General features: G+C 68.4%; 19 protein-coding genes. 9 read left to right on the forward strand and 10 right to left on the reverse strand.

Annotated features, from left to right (window positions below; all coding sequences use genetic code 11):
- Nucleotides 1–116: 116 nt before the first annotated feature.
- Complete coding sequence (locus tag ACI3KS_RS06160; protein WP_404916275.1) at nt 117–782, reverse strand: fasciclin domain-containing protein; 666 nt, start codon at nt 780–782, stop codon at nt 117–119.
- 141 nt (nt 783–923) lie between these two features.
- Between ACI3KS_RS06160 and ACI3KS_RS06165 the strand changes: the two genes are divergently transcribed.
- The 5 genes from ACI3KS_RS06165 (at nt 924) to ACI3KS_RS06185 (ending at nt 5,857) form a co-directional block, all read left to right on the forward strand.
- The gene (locus ACI3KS_RS06165) at nt 924–2,633 is read left to right on the forward strand and encodes a cytochrome c biogenesis protein DipZ (protein ID WP_404916277.1); all 1,710 of its coding nucleotides are present in this window, start codon (nt 924–926) and stop codon (nt 2,631–2,633) included.
- 30 nt (nt 2,634–2,663) lie between these two features.
- Entirely contained in the window at nt 2,664–3,263 is a 600-nt protein-coding gene (gene sigK, locus ACI3KS_RS06170) for an ECF RNA polymerase sigma factor SigK (protein ID WP_404916279.1), read from the forward strand.
- The gene (locus tag ACI3KS_RS06175; protein WP_404916281.1) at nt 3,260–4,138 is read left to right on the forward strand and encodes an anti-sigma factor domain-containing protein; all 879 of its coding nucleotides are present in this window, start codon (nt 3,260–3,262) and stop codon (nt 4,136–4,138) included. Before sigK ends, ACI3KS_RS06175 begins: the two co-directional genes overlap by 4 nt.
- Nucleotides 4,139–4,167: 29 nt before the next feature.
- Nucleotides 4,168–4,797 (forward strand): DNA-directed RNA polymerase subunit beta, encoded by a 630-nt coding sequence (locus ACI3KS_RS06180; RefSeq protein WP_404916283.1) that lies wholly within the window; start codon nt 4,168–4,170, stop codon nt 4,795–4,797.
- Between the two features lie 175 nt (nt 4,798–4,972).
- Nucleotides 4,973–5,857 carry an aminodeoxychorismate lyase gene (locus tag ACI3KS_RS06185; RefSeq protein ID WP_404916285.1) on the forward strand — a complete coding sequence of 295 codons (885 nt, stop codon included), beginning with the start codon at nt 4,973–4,975 and terminating at the stop codon, nt 5,855–5,857.
- 62 nt (nt 5,858–5,919) lie between these two features.
- Here the strand turns inward: ACI3KS_RS06185 and ACI3KS_RS06190 are convergent, their stop codons facing one another.
- The 8 genes from ACI3KS_RS06190 to ACI3KS_RS06225 all read right to left on the reverse strand — a co-directional run bounded on the left by ACI3KS_RS06190 (nt 5,920) and on the right by ACI3KS_RS06225 (nt 15,245).
- A complete protein-coding gene (locus tag ACI3KS_RS06190) occupies nt 5,920–6,768 on the reverse strand; it encodes a type IV toxin-antitoxin system AbiEi family antitoxin domain-containing protein (RefSeq protein ID WP_404916287.1) in 849 nt (282 codons plus the stop codon).
- A 251-nt stretch (nt 6,769–7,019) separates the two neighbouring features.
- Complete coding sequence (pstB, locus tag ACI3KS_RS06195) at nt 7,020–7,799, reverse strand: phosphate ABC transporter ATP-binding protein PstB (protein WP_404916289.1); 780 nt, start codon at nt 7,797–7,799, stop codon at nt 7,020–7,022.
- Nucleotides 7,800–7,822: 23 nt separating this feature from the next.
- Nucleotides 7,823–8,914 carry a phosphate ABC transporter permease PstA gene (gene pstA, locus ACI3KS_RS06200; protein ID WP_404916291.1) on the reverse strand — a complete coding sequence of 364 codons (1,092 nt, stop codon included), beginning with the start codon at nt 8,912–8,914 and terminating at the stop codon, nt 7,823–7,825.
- Nucleotide 8,915: 1 nt separating this feature from the next.
- Nucleotides 8,916–9,893: a phosphate ABC transporter permease subunit PstC gene (gene pstC, locus ACI3KS_RS06205; protein WP_404916293.1), complete on the reverse strand. Its 978-nt coding sequence runs from the start codon at nt 9,891–9,893 to the stop codon at nt 8,916–8,918.
- 106 nt (nt 9,894–9,999) lie between these two features.
- Nucleotides 10,000–11,103: a phosphate ABC transporter substrate-binding protein PstS gene (locus ACI3KS_RS06210; protein WP_404916295.1), complete on the reverse strand. Its 1,104-nt coding sequence runs from the start codon at nt 11,101–11,103 to the stop codon at nt 10,000–10,002.
- A gap of 209 nt (nt 11,104–11,312) precedes the next feature.
- Nucleotides 11,313–12,347, reverse strand: coding sequence for an NUDIX domain-containing protein (locus tag ACI3KS_RS06215; protein WP_404916297.1), 1,035 nt, complete (start codon nt 12,345–12,347; stop codon nt 11,313–11,315).
- On the reverse strand, nt 12,344–14,509 hold the full coding sequence (locus ACI3KS_RS06220) for an RNA degradosome polyphosphate kinase (protein WP_404916299.1): 2,166 nt from the start codon (nt 14,507–14,509) through the stop codon (nt 12,344–12,346). The genes ACI3KS_RS06215 and ACI3KS_RS06220 overlap by 4 nt, the downstream gene beginning before the upstream one ends.
- 52 nt (nt 14,510–14,561) lie before the next feature.
- Entirely contained in the window at nt 14,562–15,245 is a 684-nt protein-coding gene (locus ACI3KS_RS06225; protein WP_404916301.1) for a winged helix-turn-helix domain-containing protein, read from the reverse strand.
- A 72-nt stretch (nt 15,246–15,317) separates the two neighbouring features.
- Between ACI3KS_RS06225 and ACI3KS_RS06230 the strand changes: the two genes are divergently transcribed.
- From ACI3KS_RS06230 to ACI3KS_RS06240, 3 genes are all read left to right on the forward strand, one after another.
- Complete coding sequence (locus ACI3KS_RS06230; protein WP_404916303.1) at nt 15,318–15,617, forward strand: hypothetical protein; 300 nt, start codon at nt 15,318–15,320, stop codon at nt 15,615–15,617.
- 133 nt (nt 15,618–15,750) lie between these two features.
- The gene (locus tag ACI3KS_RS06235) at nt 15,751–16,353 is read left to right on the forward strand and encodes an FABP family protein (RefSeq protein ID WP_404916305.1); all 603 of its coding nucleotides are present in this window, start codon (nt 15,751–15,753) and stop codon (nt 16,351–16,353) included.
- A gap of 1 nt (nt 16,354) precedes the next feature.
- Nucleotides 16,355–17,473, forward strand: coding sequence for a YgfZ/GcvT domain-containing protein (locus ACI3KS_RS06240; RefSeq protein WP_404916307.1), 1,119 nt, complete (start codon nt 16,355–16,357; stop codon nt 17,471–17,473).
- A gap of 286 nt (nt 17,474–17,759) precedes the next feature.
- On the opposite strand, the gene ACI3KS_RS06245 is transcribed toward ACI3KS_RS06240, so the two are convergent.
- Nucleotides 17,760–18,593: a class I SAM-dependent methyltransferase gene (locus ACI3KS_RS06245; protein WP_404916309.1), complete on the reverse strand. Its 834-nt coding sequence runs from the start codon at nt 18,591–18,593 to the stop codon at nt 17,760–17,762.
- A gap of 37 nt (nt 18,594–18,630) precedes the next feature.
- Between ACI3KS_RS06245 and ACI3KS_RS06250 the strand changes: the two genes are divergently transcribed.
- On the forward strand, nt 18,631–19,380 hold the full coding sequence (locus ACI3KS_RS06250; RefSeq protein WP_404916311.1) for a phosphoglyceromutase: 750 nt from the start codon (nt 18,631–18,633) through the stop codon (nt 19,378–19,380).
- Nucleotides 19,381–19,440: the final 60 nt, after the last annotated feature.

Here is a 19,440-nt window from a genome sequence, read left to right on the forward strand (position 1 = left end):
GTCAAAGGCCTCCGGCGATCGGGGGATCGCCGGAGGCCTCGTCTCACCTTCACGCCGTCCTCCCCGAGCGGCATGAAGTGTGGTGCCGGGCTCTCCCCATCCCGGCATCCCGTGCCTTACTGGGCCGGGGGCAGGAGCACCGTGTCGATGAGGTACACGGTCGCGTTCGCGGTCTGCACGCCGCCACAGATGACGGTGGCGTCGTTGACCATCAGGTCGTCGCCGCTTCCGGTGACCTCGAGGTCGGCGCCGTTCACGGTGGTGTGCGTGCCGACGATGTCGGACGGCTCGATCTGGCCGGGAAGCACGTGGTACGTCAGGATCGACGACAGGGTCGCGCTGTCGGTCTTGAGCGCCTCGATCGTCGCGGGGTCGATCTTCGCGAACGCGTCGTCGACCGGGGCGAACACGGTGAACTCGTCGCCGTTGAGGGTGTCGACCAGGTTGACGTCGGGGTTGAGCTGGCCGCTCACGGCCGAGACCAGCGTGGTGAGCAGCGGGTTGTTGGACGCGGCGACGGCCACCGGGTCCTGGGACATGCCCATGATCGATCCGTCGCCATCCGGAACGGCCTCCGCGTAGGCCTCGCATCCGGGGCCGACGAGGTTCGCCGCAGGATCCATCGTCTCGGGGGCGGACGACTCCGACGTCTCCGGGGTCGTCGGCTCAGACGACTCATCGGTGCTGGTGCTGGTCCCGCCCATCGTGCAGGCCGAGAGCAGGAACGCACTCGCCAGCGTCAAGGTGATCGCTGCGGTGACCTTCTTCTTGGTGCTGAACATCTCGAGCTCCTTCAGACTTCGCCACGGCCTCTCCGTGGCGTTGACAGTCGTTCGGAGCCCCTCCGAGATCGGATGGGAGTTTTCTGAAACCAATCCGTTCGCCCCTCGGGAGCGAACATCTCGCAACAGAAGCGAGGACTCATGGACCTGATCATCATCGGCCTGCTCGGCGGGCTCATCACCGGAATCTCGCCGTGCATCCTGCCCGTGCTCCCGGTCATCTTCCTCACCGGCGGCGCGCAGTCCGCGAAGTACGACGGAGAGGTGGTGGCCGCGCGACGCAGCCGCCCGTTCCTCGTGATCGCCGGTCTGATCATCAGCTTCACGCTGGTGACGCTCGTCGGCTCCCTCGTGCTGGGGCTTCTGAACCTGCCGCAGGACATCCTCCGCTGGGCGGGGATCGTCGTGCTCCTGGTCATCGGCATCGGTCTGATCGTCCCCCGCCTGCAGCACATCCTGGAGCGGCCGTTCCAACGGTTCGGTCAGCGCGAGGTGAAGAACCGCGGCAACGGCTTCGGTGTCGGTCTCGCCCTCGGAGCGGTGTTCGTTCCGTGCGCAGGTCCCGTGCTCGCCGCGATCATCGTGGCCGGGTCGACCGGGCGGATCGGTCCGGGAACCGTTCTGCTCACAGTCGCCTTCGCGATCGGCGTCGCCGTGCCGCTGCTCTTCTTCGCCCTGGCCGGACGCAGCGTGATCGAGCGCATCCGTGCCTTCCGTACGAAGGAGCGCGCGCTGCGGATCGCCGCCGGCATCGCGATGATCGCACTCGCCGTCGGCTTGGTCTTCAACGTGCCGCAGCTGCTGCAGAGACTCCTTCCGGATTACACCGCCCCGTTGCAGGAGCAGCTGGCCGACTCCGACCAGGTGAACGACGCGCTCGACCTCGGCGGACTCGTCACCGACGAGAACAAGGACCTCGACAAGTGCACGAACGGAGCATCCGAGCTCGAGTCCTGCGGCACGGCTCCGTCGATCAAGGGGATCCAGCAGTGGCTGAACACGCCGGACGGCGCGGCGATCGACCTGACTGAGCTCAAGGGAGAGGTCGTTCTGATCGACTTCTGGGCCTACTCGTGCATCAACTGCCAGCGTTCGCTGCCGCACGTCGTCGCCTGGGATGAGACCTACCGCGATCTCGGCCTGCAGGTGATCGGCATCCACTCGCCCGAGTACGCGTTCGAGAAGGACCCGGCCAACGTCGCCGCGGGTGCCGAGAGCTTCGGGATCGAATATCCGGTCGCGCTCGACAACAACCTCGCGACCTGGACGAACTACCGCAACCGCTACTGGCCCGCGCACTACCTGATCGACGCCGAGGGCACCGTACGGCACATCTCGTTCGGCGAAGGCAACTACGCCGAGACCGAGAAGATGATCCGCGAACTGCTGCAGGATGCCGATCCCGGGGTGCAGCTGCCGCCGGCGACCGAGGTGGCGGACGACACCCCCGACCTCGGCTCGACCACGCGTGAGACCTTCCTCGGCTCGTCGAAGGACGTCAACTACGGCGGCGGCGAGTATCGCGCCGGCGAGCGGGACTACTCGTTCCCCGACGATCAGCCGGCCGACAGCTTCGCGCTCGAGGGCGGGTGGGACGTGCAGACGCAGTATGTGACACCGACGGACGACACCGCGAAGGTGCGGCTGAACTATCACGCGGCCGAGGTGCGCATGGTGGTCGCCGGCTCCGGCGAGGTCACCGTCCGCGACGAGAACGGCGAGGAGCAGAGCATCCGGATCGACGGCACGCCGCGCTCCTACCCGCTGAAAGAGGCGGATGCCGTCGGCGAGGGAACATTCACGCTCGAGGTGCCGAAGGGCGTCCAGGTCTATTCGTTCACCTTCGGGTGAGCCGGTCGGCGCGACGGGAGGTGATGCGGCATGCTTATGGAGATGGTCATCGACGGAATGGACGTTCCGGAGGACGGGACGGCGCAGGATGCTGTCGCCGACCTCCTCGTCGCCGTCGCCTCCGGAGATCAGAGCGCCTTCGCCGAACTGTACGACGTGCTCTCGTCCCGTGTGTTCGGCCTCATCCTCCGCGTCCTCGTCAACCGCTCGCAGAGCGAAGAGGTGCTGCAGGAGGTCTTCCTCGAGATCTGGCAATCCGCTTCGAAGTTTGCTCCGAACAAGGGACAGGGACGAACCTGGGTGATGACGATCGCTCATCGTCGGGCCGTGGACAGGGTGCGTGCATCCCAGTCCAGCGCGGACCGCGATGTGCGGGCGGGGCTCAGGGACATCGGCGTCGCCCACGACAGCGTCGCCGAGCAGGTGGAGCTGGGCATCGAGGGCGAGAAGGTCGTACAGGCTCTCTCGGAACTCCCCGAGGCGCAGCGCGAAGCCCTCGTCCTGGCCTATTACGGCGGATACAGTCAGAACGAAGTTGCGGTGCTCGTCGGAGCACCGTTGGGGACGATCAAGACACGCATGCGAGACGGTCTCATCCGTCTCCGGAACGCACTGGGGGTGACAGCATGAACGAGCAGGAGTTCTCCGAACTCGCCGCAGGAGCGGCGCTGAACGCGCTGTCGCCCGCCGACCGGCAGCGGTATCTCGATGCTCTCTCCGCGCACCCTGAGTGGGGGCGCAGTGCGGAAGCGGATGCCGAGACTGCGGCGGCGCTCGCCGCAGCAGTGGCTCCGGTCGAGCCGCCCGCCGCGCTCCGTTCCGCTCTCCTCGCCCGGATCGCATCGACGCCGCAGGACGGCGGAGACGTGCCGGCCGCTGAGCGCGAGGATGCCGGCGAGACCCCTGATGTGTCGGACGCCCCTGATGTGTCGGACCCTCGCGATCCGTCGGGCACCGTGGACCGACCGGGTTCTCCCGAGACGACATCGGGCGTGAGCGCCCCGGCCTCCGCGGCCGACCGTGGCGGTGACGAGGAACGTCGGGCACGTCGCCCGCTGCGCCTGCTGTTCGCTCTCGCCGCGAGCGTTGCCCTGGTCGTCGGCATCGGCATCGGCGCAGTGGCCCTGAACGGCTACCTCAACCGCCCGGCATCCGTCGTGGCACTCGAGCAGATCCAAGGTGCGGACGATGCTCAGCAGGCCAGTGTCGAGCTCGCCGACGGAGGGTCGGCGACCGCGCACTGGTCGGCGTCGGTCGGCAGCGCAGTGCTCGTCACCGACGGCATCCCGGCCACCGCGAGCGGCGAGACCTACGAGCTGTGGTTCGTCCGGGGCGACGATGCGATCCCCGCGGGCACGTTCGACGTGAACGACGGAGACGCGACAGCACAGCTGTCGGGCGAGATGCATGCCGGAGACGTGATCGCGGTGACGGTGGAGCAGGCCGGAGGATCCCCCACGGGAATCCCGACCTCCGACCCTGTGATCGTCATCCCGACGGCCTGAGGCGCGCTTCCCGCGCGTACCCTGGAGGGATGCCCGCGCCGCACCACCGCCCCGTCCGTCGCCCGTCCCACGCCTTCGACAACCTCGTCGGATCGCACGATCCTGCCGAGGAGACGCGGGTCGCCCACGCCACGGCATCCGCTCTGCTGGCGCGCGTGCGTGCGGACGAGAGCGGCGTGTCCGCCGAGCGTCTCGTCGCGTTCACCTCGGAGAACGGGATCGACGAGATCGCGGAGCTGTGGTCGAAGGCGCCCTCGCGCACCCTCCCGGGAGCGCTGTGGCAGCTCTACGTGCTGCAGCTGGCGATCCATGGCGATCCGCAGACGGCCGCGCTGCTGTACGAACGCGGACGGATCGAGCTGTCGTCAGCGGATCCGGTGATCGCGGGGGCGCCAGTGCCCGCGAGCCCTGATGAGATCGTCGCGCTCATCGACACGATCCTTCGCGGTGCGTTCCGCGGGGACTTCGCTGTCGCGCTCGACCGGGCCGCGGCGTTCTGCCGGGTTCAGGCCTCGGGAGCCACACACACGGCCGACGACTACGAGGGCACCGAACCGGAGCGGGCGAGCGAGCTCACGTCGCGTGCGCTGCGACTGAGCGCGTATGCCCAGGACCTGTCGGCGGCCGCGGTGCTGTGGCGATCGGGCGGCCTGGGCTGATCGGGCGGCGGCCGGGCAGTCGGTGCCCGGATGTGAAAAGACCGGGCCGCAAGAACGCCTCTCGGCGGAAGGCCGCTCGCAGCGGCAAAAATTGGAGCCCGGGGTTATGCGGCCCGGCCTGTACCAGTGTAACGCGATGCAGACGAAGGTATTCCCCGCGCCCTAGGCTCTGATCATGACTCGGCGTTTTGCACTCATGATCGATCCCGTGACGGCATCCGAGGAGCGTGTGGACTTCGGCGACACGTTCACGATGGTGGACGCCGCGGCTCCCGCGCTCAGCGTGGGCGAGCTCAGTACGCAGCGCGGCGACGGCGTGTTCGAGTCGATCGGGGTGATCGACGGCCATGCGCAGGAGGTCGTGCCGCATCTGGAGCGCCTCGCGCATTCGGCGCGGCTCTGCGACCTGCCCGTGCCGAACCAGGAGCAGTGGCGGCAGGCGATCCAGGTCGCGGCCGCGGAGTGCGGAGACGGCGAGGCCGTCATCAAGCTCATCCTCAGCCGCGGCGTCGAGCACGGACCGACGCCGACGGCCTGGGTGACGGCGGCTCCGGCAGCGGACTTCTCGACGGCTCGGGTCGGTGGTGTCCGCGTCGTCACACTCGATCGCGGCTACGACCTCGGTGCGGCGGAGCGGGCGCCCTGGCTGCTTCTCGGCGCGAAGACGCTGTCGTATGCGGTGAACATGGCGGCCCTGCGCGAGGCTCATCGTCGGGACGCCGATGACGCGATCTTCCTCTCCAGCGATGGGTTCGTGCTCGAGGCTCCGACGGCCTCGCTGATCCTTCGTCTCGGCGATCGGTTCGTGACGCCGGTGCCGAACGGCGGGATCCTGCACGGGACGACACAACTGAGCGTCTACGAGTACCTCGCCGCGCGGGGTTTCGAGGTCGGGTACGACCGGGTCGCGGCATCCGTGCTGCCGACGGCGGATGCCGCGTGGCTGGTGTCGAGCGTGCGTCTGGCAGCGCCCATCACGGCGGTCGACGGCGTCTCGCTTCCGGTGGACGCGGCACTGACCGCTGAGCTGAACGCGTACCTGCTCTCGCCGCGCGACTGAGGGCGGGGCGCGCTTCGCCGGGCGCGCGGCCGGGGGATCGGCACCGCGGCGGCGGCGTGCTGTCAGCGACGGGGCCAGAGGTGGGCGCCCTGGGCGATCTTGGCGAGCAGAGCCTGTTCGACGAGCTCGCCGTCGTGCATGACCATCGCGAAATGGAAGCGCAGGGTCTCGTAGCCCCAGATCGCCGCCTCCGCGTCGCGCGTGAGATCTCGGTGCCGCAGCGATTCGCCCTCGTGATTCTGGCATCCGTCGATCTCGACCAGCAGTCGTTCTCCGATCAGAAGGTCGACGCGTCGTCGCCCGTGGAAGACGACCTGGACGCGGACGTCGATGCCGCGGCGATGCAGCCGCAGGCGCATGATCGACTCCAGTCCGCTGTCTGCATCAGGTCGCGCGAAGCCGATCAGCCACCGCATGCGCGGCGGTACCTTGTCGCCGAGCCAACGCAGCTGTCGAGCCGTGAGCAGGCGCTGTCGGAGCGCCGACTCCAGAGCGGCGAAGAACTCCTCGTCTCCGCGGCAGTGGACGATCTGCAGCAGAGTCCGTGCGACGGAGGGGAGGGCCGCGGCGGTCAGCGGACCTGTCGACCAGTGCAGGCAGCACTCGGTGCAGGTGCCCAGACGGCGTCCGGCTGCGCCCATCCACACGTGGGACTTCCCGTCGTCGATCACCCACAGTCCGTGCAGACGTGCGGCCGAGACGGAAGCGGGCACACCGCCATGGCTCGCGGCGTGGAACTCCGCGGCATCCCTCGTCGGCAACGCGTAGAGGCCTTGCCGCGGGCGCACGATCTCACCCGCGGCTCGCGCACGCGCCAGCTCGCGTGCTGTCACCCCCAACGAACGGAGCGTACTGGTGCGCGCCATGCCGCCTTCGGAGGCGAGGGCCCTGGTTGCGCTGCGGAAGCTCATGCCGAGAGTGTGCCGGGTGGCGGCATCCGTTCGTCCGGCGTAGCCGGCCCCGCACCCGGTGACGGGGGAGAACCCGCGCGTGCTGTCGCCTGTGCACGACGCCTCTGCCGCCTCCCCGGACGTGCGCAAAGTCGGAGCCTCGGCCCGACACGCCGTCCTGCGGCCTCAGCCGCCGGCGTGTCTTCGCGAGACTCCGACTTTTCGCACGCGTGTGCGAAGGAGCAACCCGGGGAACGCGCCCCGGGCCCCGCTCACCCGAAGCGACCCGAGACGTAGTCCTCGGTCGCCTGCACGGACGGGGTCGTGAAGATGCTCGTGGTGTCGTCGTACTCGATGAGCTTGCCCGGCTTGCCGGTGCCGGCGATGTTGAAGAACGCGGTCTTGTCGGACACCCGGCTGGCCTGCTGCATGTTGTGCGTGACGATCACGATCGTGAACTCGTTCTTCAGCTCACCGATCAGCTCCTCGATCGCGTACGTCGAGATCGGGTCGAGCGCCGAGCAGGGCTCGTCCATCAGCAGCACATCGGGCGAGACGGCGATCGCACGCGCGATGCACAGACGCTGCTGCTGGCCGCCCGAGAGACCTGAACCGGGCTTGTCGAGACGGTCCTTGACCTCGTTCCAGAGGTTCGCGCCCGTGAGCGACTTCTCGACGAGAGCATCCTGATCGCTCTTCGACATCTTGCCGTTGTTCAAGGTGACGCCGGCGAGGACGTTCTCCTTGATCGACATCGTAGGGAACGGGTTCGGACGCTGGAAGACCATGCCGACCTGGCGACGCACGAGCACGGGGTCCACACCGGGACCGTACAGGTCGTTGCCGTCGAGAAGGACCTCGCCCTGGACGCGTGCACCCGGGATGACCTCGTGCATGCGGTTCAGCGTGCGCAGGAACGTGGACTTGCCGCAGCCCGACGGGCCGATGAACGCGGTGACGCTGCGCGGCTGGATGTCGAGGGAGACGCCCTCGACGGCGAGGAAGTCGCCGTAGTAGACGTTGAGGTCGTTGACTTCGATGCTCTTGGACACGTGATGTTCCTTCGGTTTGCGGCTCAGCGGCCGGCGGTCTTCGGGGCGAACCACTTCGCGATGAGACGCGCGAGCAGGTTCAGCACCATGACGATGAGGATGAGGGTGAGGGCGGCGGCCCAGGCGCGCTCCACCGACGCCTCCGGGTTCGTGCCCTGGTTCATGTACTGGTTGTACGCGAACACCGGCAGGGTCATCATCTGACCGCCGAAGATGTTCGTGTTGAGGCTCTGCGTGAAGCCGGCTGTCAGCAGCAGCGGCGCCGTCTCACCGATCACGCGGGAGATGGCGAGCATGACCGAGGTCGTGATGCCGGCGATCGAGGTGGGGAGGACGACCTTGAGGATCGTCAGCCACTTCGGCACGCCCAGCGCGTAGGACGCCTCGCGGAGCTCGTTCGGGACGATCTTCAGCAGCTCCTCGCTGCCTCGCACGACGACCGGGGTCATCAGCACGGCCAGGGCGAGAGCGCCCATGATGCCCATCGAGATGCCGGGCTTGAAGATCAGTGAGAACACCGCGTAGATGAACAGACCGGCCACGATCGACGGGATGCCGGTCATCACATCGACGAAGAACGTGATGGCCTTCGCGATGCGGCCCCTGCCGTACTCGACGAGGTAGATGGAGGTCATGAGGCCGACCGGGACGGCGATGACCGTAGCGGTGAGGGTGATCAGGACCGTACCCCAGATCGCATGCACGATTCCGCCGCCGTCGCCGACGATGTTGCGCATCGACGAGCTGAAGAACTCGGCGTCGAAACGGGTGATGCCGTTCGCGACCACGGTCCACAGCAGCGAGATCAGCGGCAGCAGCGCGATGAGGAAGGCGGTGGCGACCAGCGCGGTCATCAGCCGGTCGACGGCCTTGCGCCGGCTCTCCACGATGGTGGAGATCACGGTGATGATCACCATGTACAGCACGAGGCCGACGACGACCGTGCCGGCGATGTTGAAGTCGGCGATGTCGGTGCCGATCGCCGCGACGCCGAAGACGGCGGCGGAGATGGCGAAGGATGCTCCGAGCAGGGCCCATGGCGCCCACTTGGGCAGGCGTCCCGCGGTCAGCGATGCGGGTGCGCTCGCTGTCGGGGTGGCGGTGAGGACGGTCATGTCAGTTCGCTCCCGAGAACTCGGCGCGGCGCGCGACGATCCAGCGCGCCAGCGCGTTGACCGCGAAGGTCACGACGAAGAGGATGAGGCCGGTCGCGATCAGCGTGTTCACGCCGGTGCCGTGGGCCTCGGGAAACGCCAGCGCGATGTTGGCCGGGATGGGCGTCGGGTTCGTCGCCGTGAGGACGAGGAAGCTGACGACGGGGGCGGGGGAGAGCACCATGGTCACGGCCATGGTCTCGCCGAGTGCGCGGCCGAGGGCGAGCATCGCTGCCGAGACCATGCCGCCACGCGCGAACGGGAGGACGGCCATGCGCACCATCTCCCAGCGCGTGGCGCCGAGGGCGAGCGCGGCCTCTTCATGGAGCTTGGGAGTCTGCAGGAAGACCTCACGGCAGATGGCCGTCATGATCGGGATACACATCACGGCGAGCACGAGGGCCGCGGTCATGATGGTCTTTCCCGTGGCGGAGACCTGGCCGCCGAAGAACGGCACCCAGGCGGCGTTGGTGTTCAGCCAGGCGTAGATCGGCTGCAGGAGCGGGGCGAGCACGAGGCCGCCCCAGAGACCGAAGACGACCGAGGGCACGGCGGCGAGCAGGTCGATCACGTAGCCGAGGAAGGCGGCGAGGCGCCGGTGCGCATAGTGCGAGATGAAGAGTGCGATGCCGATGGCGATCGGCGCCGCGATCAGGAGGGCGATGAACGACGCCCAGAGGGTTCCGAAGACCAGCGGCCAGACGTAGGTCCAGAAGGACTCGCCCTTGAGGATGTGGTTGTCAGTGGTGTCCAGCTGGAAGGCCGGAAGGCTCTGGATGATGAGGAACGCAGCGACCGCCGCGAGGACGACGAGGATGATCACCCCCGCGCTGAGCGCCGATCCGGAGAAGACCCGGTCACCGAGTCGCTGCTTGGCCTTGATCGGCGCGGGCGGCGCCTGTGTGGGTGCCGGTGCCGGCGCCTGCGTCGTCGTGCTCATGGTCTCCCTGTTTCGAGCCGGTGGAATCGGATGCTGACCCGGAGGTGCCTCCGCGTCCGGGTTCGGACGCGGAGGCACCGCATTCAGCTCTCAGCTGTGGGCTGGATCAGCCGACCTGGATGAGGTCGATGGCCGCGAGGACCTGCTCGCGCAGACCGTCGGAGATGGGGGCGCTGCCGGCGTTGTCCGCGGCTGCGTCCTGGCCCTCTTCGCTCGCGATGTACGTGAAGTACGCCATCACGAGCTCGGCGACCGTGGAGTCCTCGTACTGCTCGCAGCCGATGAGGTAGCTCACCAGGGCGATCGGGTACGCGCCGTCGGCGGCGGAAGCCGGGTCGACGTCGAAGACGAGGTCGCCCTCGCCGCGGCCCTCGACCAGCGGCGAGCTCTCGACGAGCTTCGCAGCGGCCTCAGCGGAGTAGGCGACGAAGTCCTCGCCGACGCCGACGTGCACCTGGCCGAGGTCGCCGACCTGCGAGGCGTCCGCGAAGCCGATCGCGCCGTTACCGGCGGTGATGGCCTGGACGACACCCGAGGTGCCCTGCGCGGCCTCGCCGCCCTCGATCGGCCAGACGTCGGCCGGCTCGTAGGTCCAGACATCGGCAGCGGTGGCCGAGAGGTACTTGGTGAAGGTCTCCTGCGTGCCCGAGGGGTCGGAGCGGTGCACCGGCGAGATCGCCAGGTCGGGGAGCTCGACGCCCTCGTTCAGAGCGGTGATCGCCGGGTCGTTCCAGTTGGTGATCGTGCCGGCGAAGATGCCCGCGATCGTGGCGGCGTCGAGGTTCAGGGTGTCGACGCCCTCGAGGTTGAACGCCACGGCGACGGGCGAGATGTAAAGCGGAACCTCGACGATGTCGTCGGTGGTGCAGGCGCCGAAGCCGCCCGCGGCGACCTCCTCGTCGTTGAACGCACGGTCGGAGCCGATGAAGTTGCTGCCGCCCTCGAGGAAGTTCTCGCGGCCGGTGCCGGATCCGGTGGGCTCGTAGTTGACGGTCACGTCGGGGTTCGCGGTCTGGAACGCGGCGACCCAGGCCTCCTGGGCGGCCGTCTGCGAGGAGGCGCCGGTGGCGTCGATGGTGCCGGAGAGCGTGGATGCGGTCGACTCGTCGGTCGTCGACCCGCTGCCGCCTTCGTTCGCGGCGCAGCCGGCGAGTGCGAGAGCAGCGACGGCGCCGATGGCGCCGATGCGGACGATACGGGAGATCTTCACTGTGGATCCGTTCGATCGGGAATGGGGATGGGCCCGGTGCAGGGCACACAGTGACGCTAAGCGCGACGGTTAACGAGATTCGACCGGTCGGGTGAACGGAAGGTGAACGACCGTCGACTCTCTGGGGCTGCCCTGACGCGCGAACGGGCCCCGCGGCGTTCGCGGAGCCCGTTCGATTCCCGTTGTTCGTGCGGGATGAGTGGAGTGGATCAGACCTTCGGCACGTGCGTCTCGATCGCGATGATGCCGGATCCGGGGTTGGATGCCGACAGGTGAACGACCGAGAACGCGGCGGGTTCGAGGTCGGCGGCGGCGCCGACATACGATCCGTGGATCGTGCCGGTGGCCAGGGCGATCTCCGACAGCAGCCCGGGGAGCACTGGTCCGTGACTGCATAGGACGGCCGGCTTGCCCGAGCGGATCCGCTTGGCGATGATGCCGTGCAGGTCGCCGATCCCCTCCTCCCACGAGTCCTGACTGATCTTCTCGGTCTGCGTGGGCTTGCGTCCCAGCGCATGCGCGAGCGGCGCGACCGTCTCGACGCATCGGACGGCGTCGCTGGTCACGATCCGCCGCACGCCGAACGCGCGCAGCGGACCCACGATCGACTCGGCCTGGCGTCGGCCGCGCTCGGTGAGCGGACGGGCGGCGTCGGCCCCGTCCCAGTCCGATCGCGCCAGCGCCTTGGCATGACGGAGCGCGATCACGGGGAAGCTGCGCAGGCCGCCCTGCTCGACGAGGTTCTCGAAGAAGTCGAGGATCTCGAGATCGACCGGGTAACTGAGCCGCGCCCGCGCCTTCTTGATGCTGACCCATTCCAGGCCGGAGATCTCGCGGTTCGGCATGAAGGTCGAGATGCGAATCGCGTCATCGGTGGCCTCGGCGGCCCAGTAGTGCACGACCTTCTGCTTGTTGGAGGCCATGTGATAGCGGCTCACGCCGACCGCCACACCGAGCGAGACGCGGATGCCGGTCTCCTCGTGCACCTCGCGCACTGCAGTCTCGGCGAGCATCTCGCCCGGATCGACCTTGCCCTTGGGGAGCGTGATGTCGCGATACTTCGGGCGATGGATCAGCAGGATGCGCAGCTTGCCGTCGACGATGCGCCAGACGACGGCGCCGGCCGCGTACACGGCCTTGTCCGTCCACTTGGAGCGTCCTTCGTCTCGCTTCGCTCGCTCAGGATCGGGAGCCTGCTTCGCTCGCTCAGGAACCGAGGGCGCGATCTTCTTGGTGGATGTCATCGAACCGCCCGTGCGCGGCGGCGCCGCTGAACCAACCCCATGGTCTTATCCTGCAGGTCCACGAGCGGGTTGCCCTCGGCATCCTCGGCGTGGCGCGTCCACACGCCCTCCGCGCCCAGATGCCACGAACTGGTCGTCGGGTCCATCGCGAGGTCGAAGAACGACAGCAGTTCCTTGAGGTGAGCGGGGTCGGTGACGCGGACGAGCGCCTCGACGCGACGGTCGAGGTTGCGGTGCATCATGTCGGCGCTGCCGATGTAGACCTGCGGGTCTCCGCCGTTCTCGAACGCGAAGATGCGCGAGTGCTCGAGATAGCGGCCCAGGATGCTGCGCACCGTGATGTTCTCGCTGATCCCTGGCAGATCGGTGCGCAGGCTGCAGATCCCGCGCACCCACACCTCGACCTTCACTCCGGCCTCGCTCGCCCGGTACAGCGAGTCGATGATCTCCTCGTCGACCATCGAGTTGACCTTGATGCGGATGTGCGCAGGTTTGCCCGCCTCGGCGTTCTTGCGCTCAGCGTCGATTTGGCGAACCAGGCCCTTGCGCAGATGCAGCGGGGCGACGAGCAGACGCTTGAACTTCTTCTCGATCGCGTAGCCGCTGAGCTCGTTGAACAGGCGGGTGAGGTCCTTGCCGACCTGAGGGTCGGCGGTGAAGAGGCCGAAGTCTTCGTAGATGCGGCTGGTCTTCGGATTGTAGTTACCGGTGCCGACGTGGGAGTAGTGGCGGAGGACGCCCTCCTCCTCGCGGATCACGAGCGCGAGCTTGCAGTGGGTCTTGAGGCCGACGAGGCCGTACACGACGTGCACGCCGGCCTTCTCGAGCTTGCGAGCCCAGACGATGTTGTTCGCCTCGTCGAAGCGCGCCTTGACCTCGACGAGCGCGAGCACCTGCTTGCCGGCCTCGGCCGCATCGATGAGCGCCTGCACGATCGGGCTGTCGCCCGACGTGCGGTACAGCGTCTGTTTGATGGCGAGCACGTGCGGGTCGCGTGCGGCTTGCTCGAGAAAGGCGACGACGCTCGTCGTGAACGACTCGTAAGGGTGGTGCACGAGCACGTCCGCTTTACGGATCGCCTTGAAGATGTCAGGGCGCGAGTTGCTGTCGCCCGGCTGGAACGAGACCGAGGTCGTCGGCAGGTGCGGCGGGTAGCGCAGATCGGGGCGATCGATCTTGCCGAGTCCGAACAGACCGCGCAGGTCGAGCGAACCGGGCAGGCGGTAGACCTCCTGGTCGGTGATGTCGAGCTCGCGCACGAGCAGGTCGAGCGTCACGTCATCCATGTCGTCGGTGATCTCGAGACGGATGGGCGGACCGAAACGGCGACGCATCAGCTCGGCCTCGAGGGCCTGGATGAGGTTCTCGGACTCGTCCTCCTCGATGACCATGTCCTCGTTGCGCGTGAGCCGGAATGCGTGGTGGTCGAGGACCTCCATGCCGGGGAAGAGGTCGCCCAGATGGTTCGCGATGAGGTCCTCGAGACGGACGAACCGGAGGATCTCGCTCGTGCCCCGCACCTCGACGAAACGCGGCAGCATGGGCGGAACCTTGAGACGGGCGAACTCCTGCCGCCCGGTGCGGGCGTTGCGGATGCGGATCGCGAGGTTCAGCGACAGACCGGAGATGTAGGGGAACGGGTGTGCGGGGTCGACCGCGAGCGGCATCAGCACGGGGAAGACCTGCGCCTGGAAGTACTCCGACAGCGACGCCTGCTCCTCGGCGGTGATCGCGTCCCACTCGGTGATCTCGATGCCGGCATCCGCCAGCGCGGGGCGCACGAGATTGGTCCAGGCATCCGCATGGCGCAGCTGCAGGGCGTGCGCCTCACGCGAGATGTCGGCGAGGGCGTCGACCGGCGACCGGCCGATGTTGGTCGGCACCGCGAGGCCCGTCATGATGCGGCGCTTGAGCCCCGCGACCCGGACCATGAAGAACTCATCGAGGTTGCTCGCGAAGATGGCGAGAAAGTTCGCCCGCTCGAGCTCGGGGAGGCTCGGATCCTCCGCCAGCTCCAGCACTCGCTGGTTGAACGCGAGCCAGCTCAGCTCGCGATCGAGATAGCGGTGGTCGGGGAGCAACGAATCGGGTGCCTCGATGGCATCGAAGTCGTCGTCTTCGGCGTCACCGAGACCTGCGTCGGCGAGAGCGGGATCGATCATGGGGTACATCTAAGCACCGACAGGTGACGTGCACGTGAACGGATCGGTGCGGTCAGTGCGCGCTGACCACGCTGTCGTCCTCGTAGACGTTGAAGCGGTATCCGACGTTGCGCACCGTGCCGATGATCTGCTCCTGGTCGCCGAGCTTCGCGCGCAGGCGGCGCACGTGCACGTCGACCGTCCTCGTGCCGCCGAAGTAGTCGTACCCCCACACCTCGCTGAGAAGCTGCTCGCGGGTGAACACGCGTGACGGGTGCGTCGCGAGGAAGTGCAGGAGCTGGAACTCCTTGTAGGTGAGATCGAGGGGCTTGCCGCGCAATTTGGCCGAGTACGACTGCTCATCGATCGTGACGCCCGAGGCCTGCACCCGCGAGGGCTCTGCGACCTCGTCGTGACGCGCCAGGGCCAGACGCACACGAGCATCCGTCTCCGCCGGGCCCGCGGTCGACAGCAGGACATCGTCGATGCCCCACTCGCCGGAGACCGCGCTCATGCCGCCCTCTGTGACGACTAGGAGGAGCGGAGCATCCTGCCCGGCAGCCCGCAGCAGACGGCACAGCGACTTCGCTCCGACGAGGTCGGTGCGGGCGTCCACGATCACGATCTCGGCCTCGGGGGCATTCACCAGCTGAGCCGGTTCCGCGGGGATCTGGCGGACGCGATGGCTCAGCAGCTCCAGGGCGGGAAGGACCTGCTCCGAGGCCGGAGCGTTGGTCAACACCAGAAGCTGGGCCACGCGCACTCCTCTCGCACGGCGGAAGTCGCCGTGCCGCCATGATACCGGCACGCGATGGGTGAGAATGGAGGCATGACGGAACCAGCCCTCGCCCCGCGCAACGCGTTCGTCGGCGTGTTCGTCGTCTGGGGCGCCGCCCTGGTCGCATCGGTGGCTGCGGGTATTCTCGCCCCAGAGCCCACGCGGATGACCTGGGAGCTCATCATGTTCGGCGGGCTCGTGCTGCTGTCGTTCGCCGTGCAGCTCTGGTACGGCAGCGTGCGCGGCTTCATCTTCCGGGTGGCGTGCAGCGTTCTCGGCGCCCTTCTGATCACGGGGCTGATCTCGGCGGGTTTCGGCCTGGTCGGACTCATCCCCTCGGGTGTCGGCTAGGGGTAGGCTTCAAGCATGGATCTCGTCGCCCTGGAAATCTTCTTCATCGGTCTGCTGGGTCTCGCGAGCCTCGCGATCGTGTTCGTCTCGGCCGTGGTGCTGCGCAACCTCTTCCGCGGCCAGCGCTGAGCGCATGCTCGAGCTGCCCACCGACCTTCCCGCAGACCTCGCTCCTCTCGCCTGGCTGATCGGCGTGTGGGAGGGCACCGGCGTCATCGACTATCCGCTCGGCGATGAGCGGCTGCAGGGCGAGTTCACCCATCGCGTGAGCTTCAGCCACGACGGCGGCCCGTTCCTCAACTACGCGGCCACGGCGACCTTCACCGGTGACGCCGGCAGCGAATCCACGCCGCTCGTCGCAGAGAGCGGCTTCTGGCGACTGTCGCGTCCTGCGACGGCCGCGGATGCCGGTCCGGCGCTGCTGCCGCCGACGGCCACCTCCGCGCCGCGCGGAGTGGACGAGGTCGAGGCACTGCGTGCGGCATCCGGCGGTTTCCCGCTCGAGGTCTCGCTGGCGCACTCCGACGGCACGCTCGAGCTCTACCTGGGGGAGATCAACGGTCCACGCATCGACATCGCCTCCGACGCGATCGTGCGTGGGGCCGGAGGCAAGGAGTACGGCGCGGCGTCGCGCATGTACGGGCTCGTCGACGGACATCTGTTGTGGGCGTGGGACATCGCCGCTCTCGGCACGCCCCTGCGCGCGCATGCGTCGGCGCGATTGGCGAAGGTCTGACATGGCCGGTTTCGCAGAGATCCCCGGTGCCGTCGCCGATGAGAACGGCGTCGCGCACTTCGGTGACGCGTTCCGTGAGCAGCGGCGCCTCGCCGCGGGCGCGGCCTTCGTGCCGCTCGCCGACCGCACGGTCATCGAGGTCGCAGGGCCGGAACGGCTCGGATGGCTGGACTCCATCACTTCACAGGCCGTGGGTCGCCTGGCCGCAGGAGAGAGCACCGAGCTGCTCGTGCTCGACCCGCAGGGTCGCGTCGAACATGCAGCAGGCGTCCTCGACGACGGGGCGAGCACCTGGCTGATCGCCGATGCGGCGGATGCCGAACCCCTGGCCGCCTGGCTTCTGCGTATGAGGTTCCGCACACAGGCCACCATCGAAGTCCGTCCTGACGTCGTCGCGGTCGGGTTCGTCGACGGCGGATCGGCGGCGCGGTCGGTCGTCGCGGCGGCATCCGCCCCGAACGGCGTCGCGCTGGTCTGGTCGGACCCGTGGCAGCACGTGAGTGCGGGCGGGCACCAGTACGCCGAGATCGCCGACCATCCCGGTGCCGATCTCGCCTGGCGGGTCGCGCTGCTGACGACGGATGCCGCAGACGAGCTGGCGGGCTCGGCCGATGCCGAGTCGCTCGCGGGTCTGCTCGCCGCGGAGGCGCTGCGTGTCGCCGCCTGGCGCCCACGCTGGGCCGCCGAGGTCGACGAGCGCTCGCTGCCGCACGAGTCCGACTGGATCCGCACCGCCGTGCATCTGAACAAGGGGTGCTATCGCGGGCAGGAGACGGTCGCGAAGGTGCACAACCTGGGCCACCCGCCGCGTCGGCTGGCCGCCCTTCATCTCGACGGCAGCGATGCGGTGCTGCCCGCGGCCGGAGATCCGGTGTTCGCGGGCGAGGACGAGGTCGGCCATGTGACCTCCGTCGCACGGCATCACGAGGACGGGCCGATCGCGCTCGCGATCCTGTCGCGACGGGCACCGGTCGGCGACCTCGTCGTGCGCACCGAGGGAGGCGACATCGCCGCGGCTCAGCAGGTGATCGTGCCCGCGGATGCCGGTGCCACCGCTGATATCCCGCGGCTGACACGTCTCTCTCGGCGCCCCACGGCTCCGGATCCGCGCAACGCCTGAAAACGCGTTTCGTCTCAGTCGCTGCGCTCCTTCGCTCAACGGCCGGTGAGGGTATCTCGGTCGTTGAGCGAGCGAAGCGAGACGAAACGCGTTCGGCTCGGTCGCTGCGCTCCTTCGCTCAACGACCCGGGGAGTGTGTCTCGGTCGTTGAGCGAGCGAAGCGAGACGAAACGCGTTCGGCTCGGTCGCTGCGCCCTTTCGCTCAACGACCCGGGGAGTGTGTCTCGGTCGTTGAGCGAGCGAAGCGAGACGAAACGCGTTCGCCTCGGTCGCTGCGCTCCATCGCTCAACGACCGGTGGGGGCCGGGGCGACGGCCGCCCAGGGCACGGTGAGCTCGCCGAGCCGCCAACGGGACTTGCCGCCCTGCACGGACAAGCCCTCATCCCTCAGTGCGCTCACCGCGGTGAGGAACCGCTGCGTCGCGCCGAACGTCGACAGAGGCGCCGCGCGATCCCACTCACGATCGAGGTCCTGCAGCAGTGCGTGCACGCGCTCGCCGGGAACATTGCGGTGGATCAGCGCCTTCGGCAGCCGTTCGGCGACGATGCTCGGACGCTCGAGCTCCGCCAATCGCAGCGAGATCGTCAGTCGCAGCGGTGCACCGTCCGGTCCGACATCGATCCAGCTGGCCACGCGTCCGATCTCATCGCAGGTCCCCTCGACGAGCAGTCCGCCCGGAGCCAGGCGCGACGTCATCCGCTGCCAGGCATCCGCCACGTCCGTCTCGTCGTACTGGCGCAGCACGTTCATGGCGCGGATCACGGCCGGGCGACGCCCCTGGGGGAGCGGCACTTCGAAGCCCCCGCGTGCGAACGAGACCGGCAGATCCCGATCGAAAGGGGTGCTCCCCGCCCGCACCTCCTCGAGCTGCGCGGTCGCGAGCGCCACACGCGCCGGATCGATCTCGAGGCCCCGGACCTCGGCATCCGCCCGCACCTGCCGCAGTCGTGCGGCGAGCTCGAACGCGGTCACGCCGCTGGCCCCGTAGCCCAGATCGATCACGAGCGGATCGGATGCTCGGCGGAACGCCTCGCTCGCCGCGATCCATCGGTCGTTCCTGCGGAGCCGGTTCGTCCCCGTGGTGCCGCGCGTGGGCCTGCCGAGGGGAGATGACGCCATGCGTCAATCCTCCCAGCCCCGCCGATAAACTGTGAGCATGACTGCGACGCGCACCCTGATCCTGCTCCGCCACGGCCGGAGCGAGTGGAACGAGCTGAACCTGTTCACCGGTTGGGTGGACGTCCGCCTGAACGAGCAGGGTCGTGCCGAGGCCCAGCGCGGCGGCGAGCTGCTGGCCGAGTCCGGCATCCTGCCCGACGTGCTGCACACCTCGCTGCTGAGCCGCGCGATCCAGACCGCGAACATCGCCCTGGATGCGGCCGATCGTCTCTGGATCCCGGTGACCCGATCCTGGCGCCTCAACGAGCGCCACTACGGCGCGCTGCAGGGCAAGGACAAGGCGCAGACGCTCGAGGAGTTCGGTCCGGAGCAGTTCCAGCTGTGGCGTCGCTCGTTCGACGTGCCGCCGCCCGTCCTCGACGACGACAGCGAGTTCAGCCAGGTGAACGACCCCCGCTACGCCGGCATCGACGGCGAGGTGCCCCGCACCGAGTCGCTCAAGCTCGTGATCGACCGTCTGCTGCCGTACTGGGAGAGCGCGATCGTCCCCGACCTCGAAGCAGGGAAGACCGTGCTCGTCACGGCGCACGGCAACTCGCTGCGCGGTCTGGTCAAGCACCTCGAGGGCATCAGCGACGAGGCGATCGCCGAGCTGAACATCCCCACGGGCATCCCGCTCGTCTACGAGCTCGACGAGAACAACGTCCCGACCGGTCCTGGTCGCTACCTCGACCCCGAGGCCGCCGCCGCCGGCGCCGCTGCGGTCGCCGCCCAGGGCAAGAAGTAAGACATACGACGAAGGGCCGGATGCTCAGCATCCGGCCCCTCGTCATATCTCGAGAGAGCG

Origin of the sequence: Microbacterium sp. ZW T5_45, from assembly GCF_044987415.1 — a bacterium.
Taxonomy (GTDB): Bacteria; Actinomycetota; Actinomycetes; order Actinomycetales; family Microbacteriaceae; genus Microbacterium.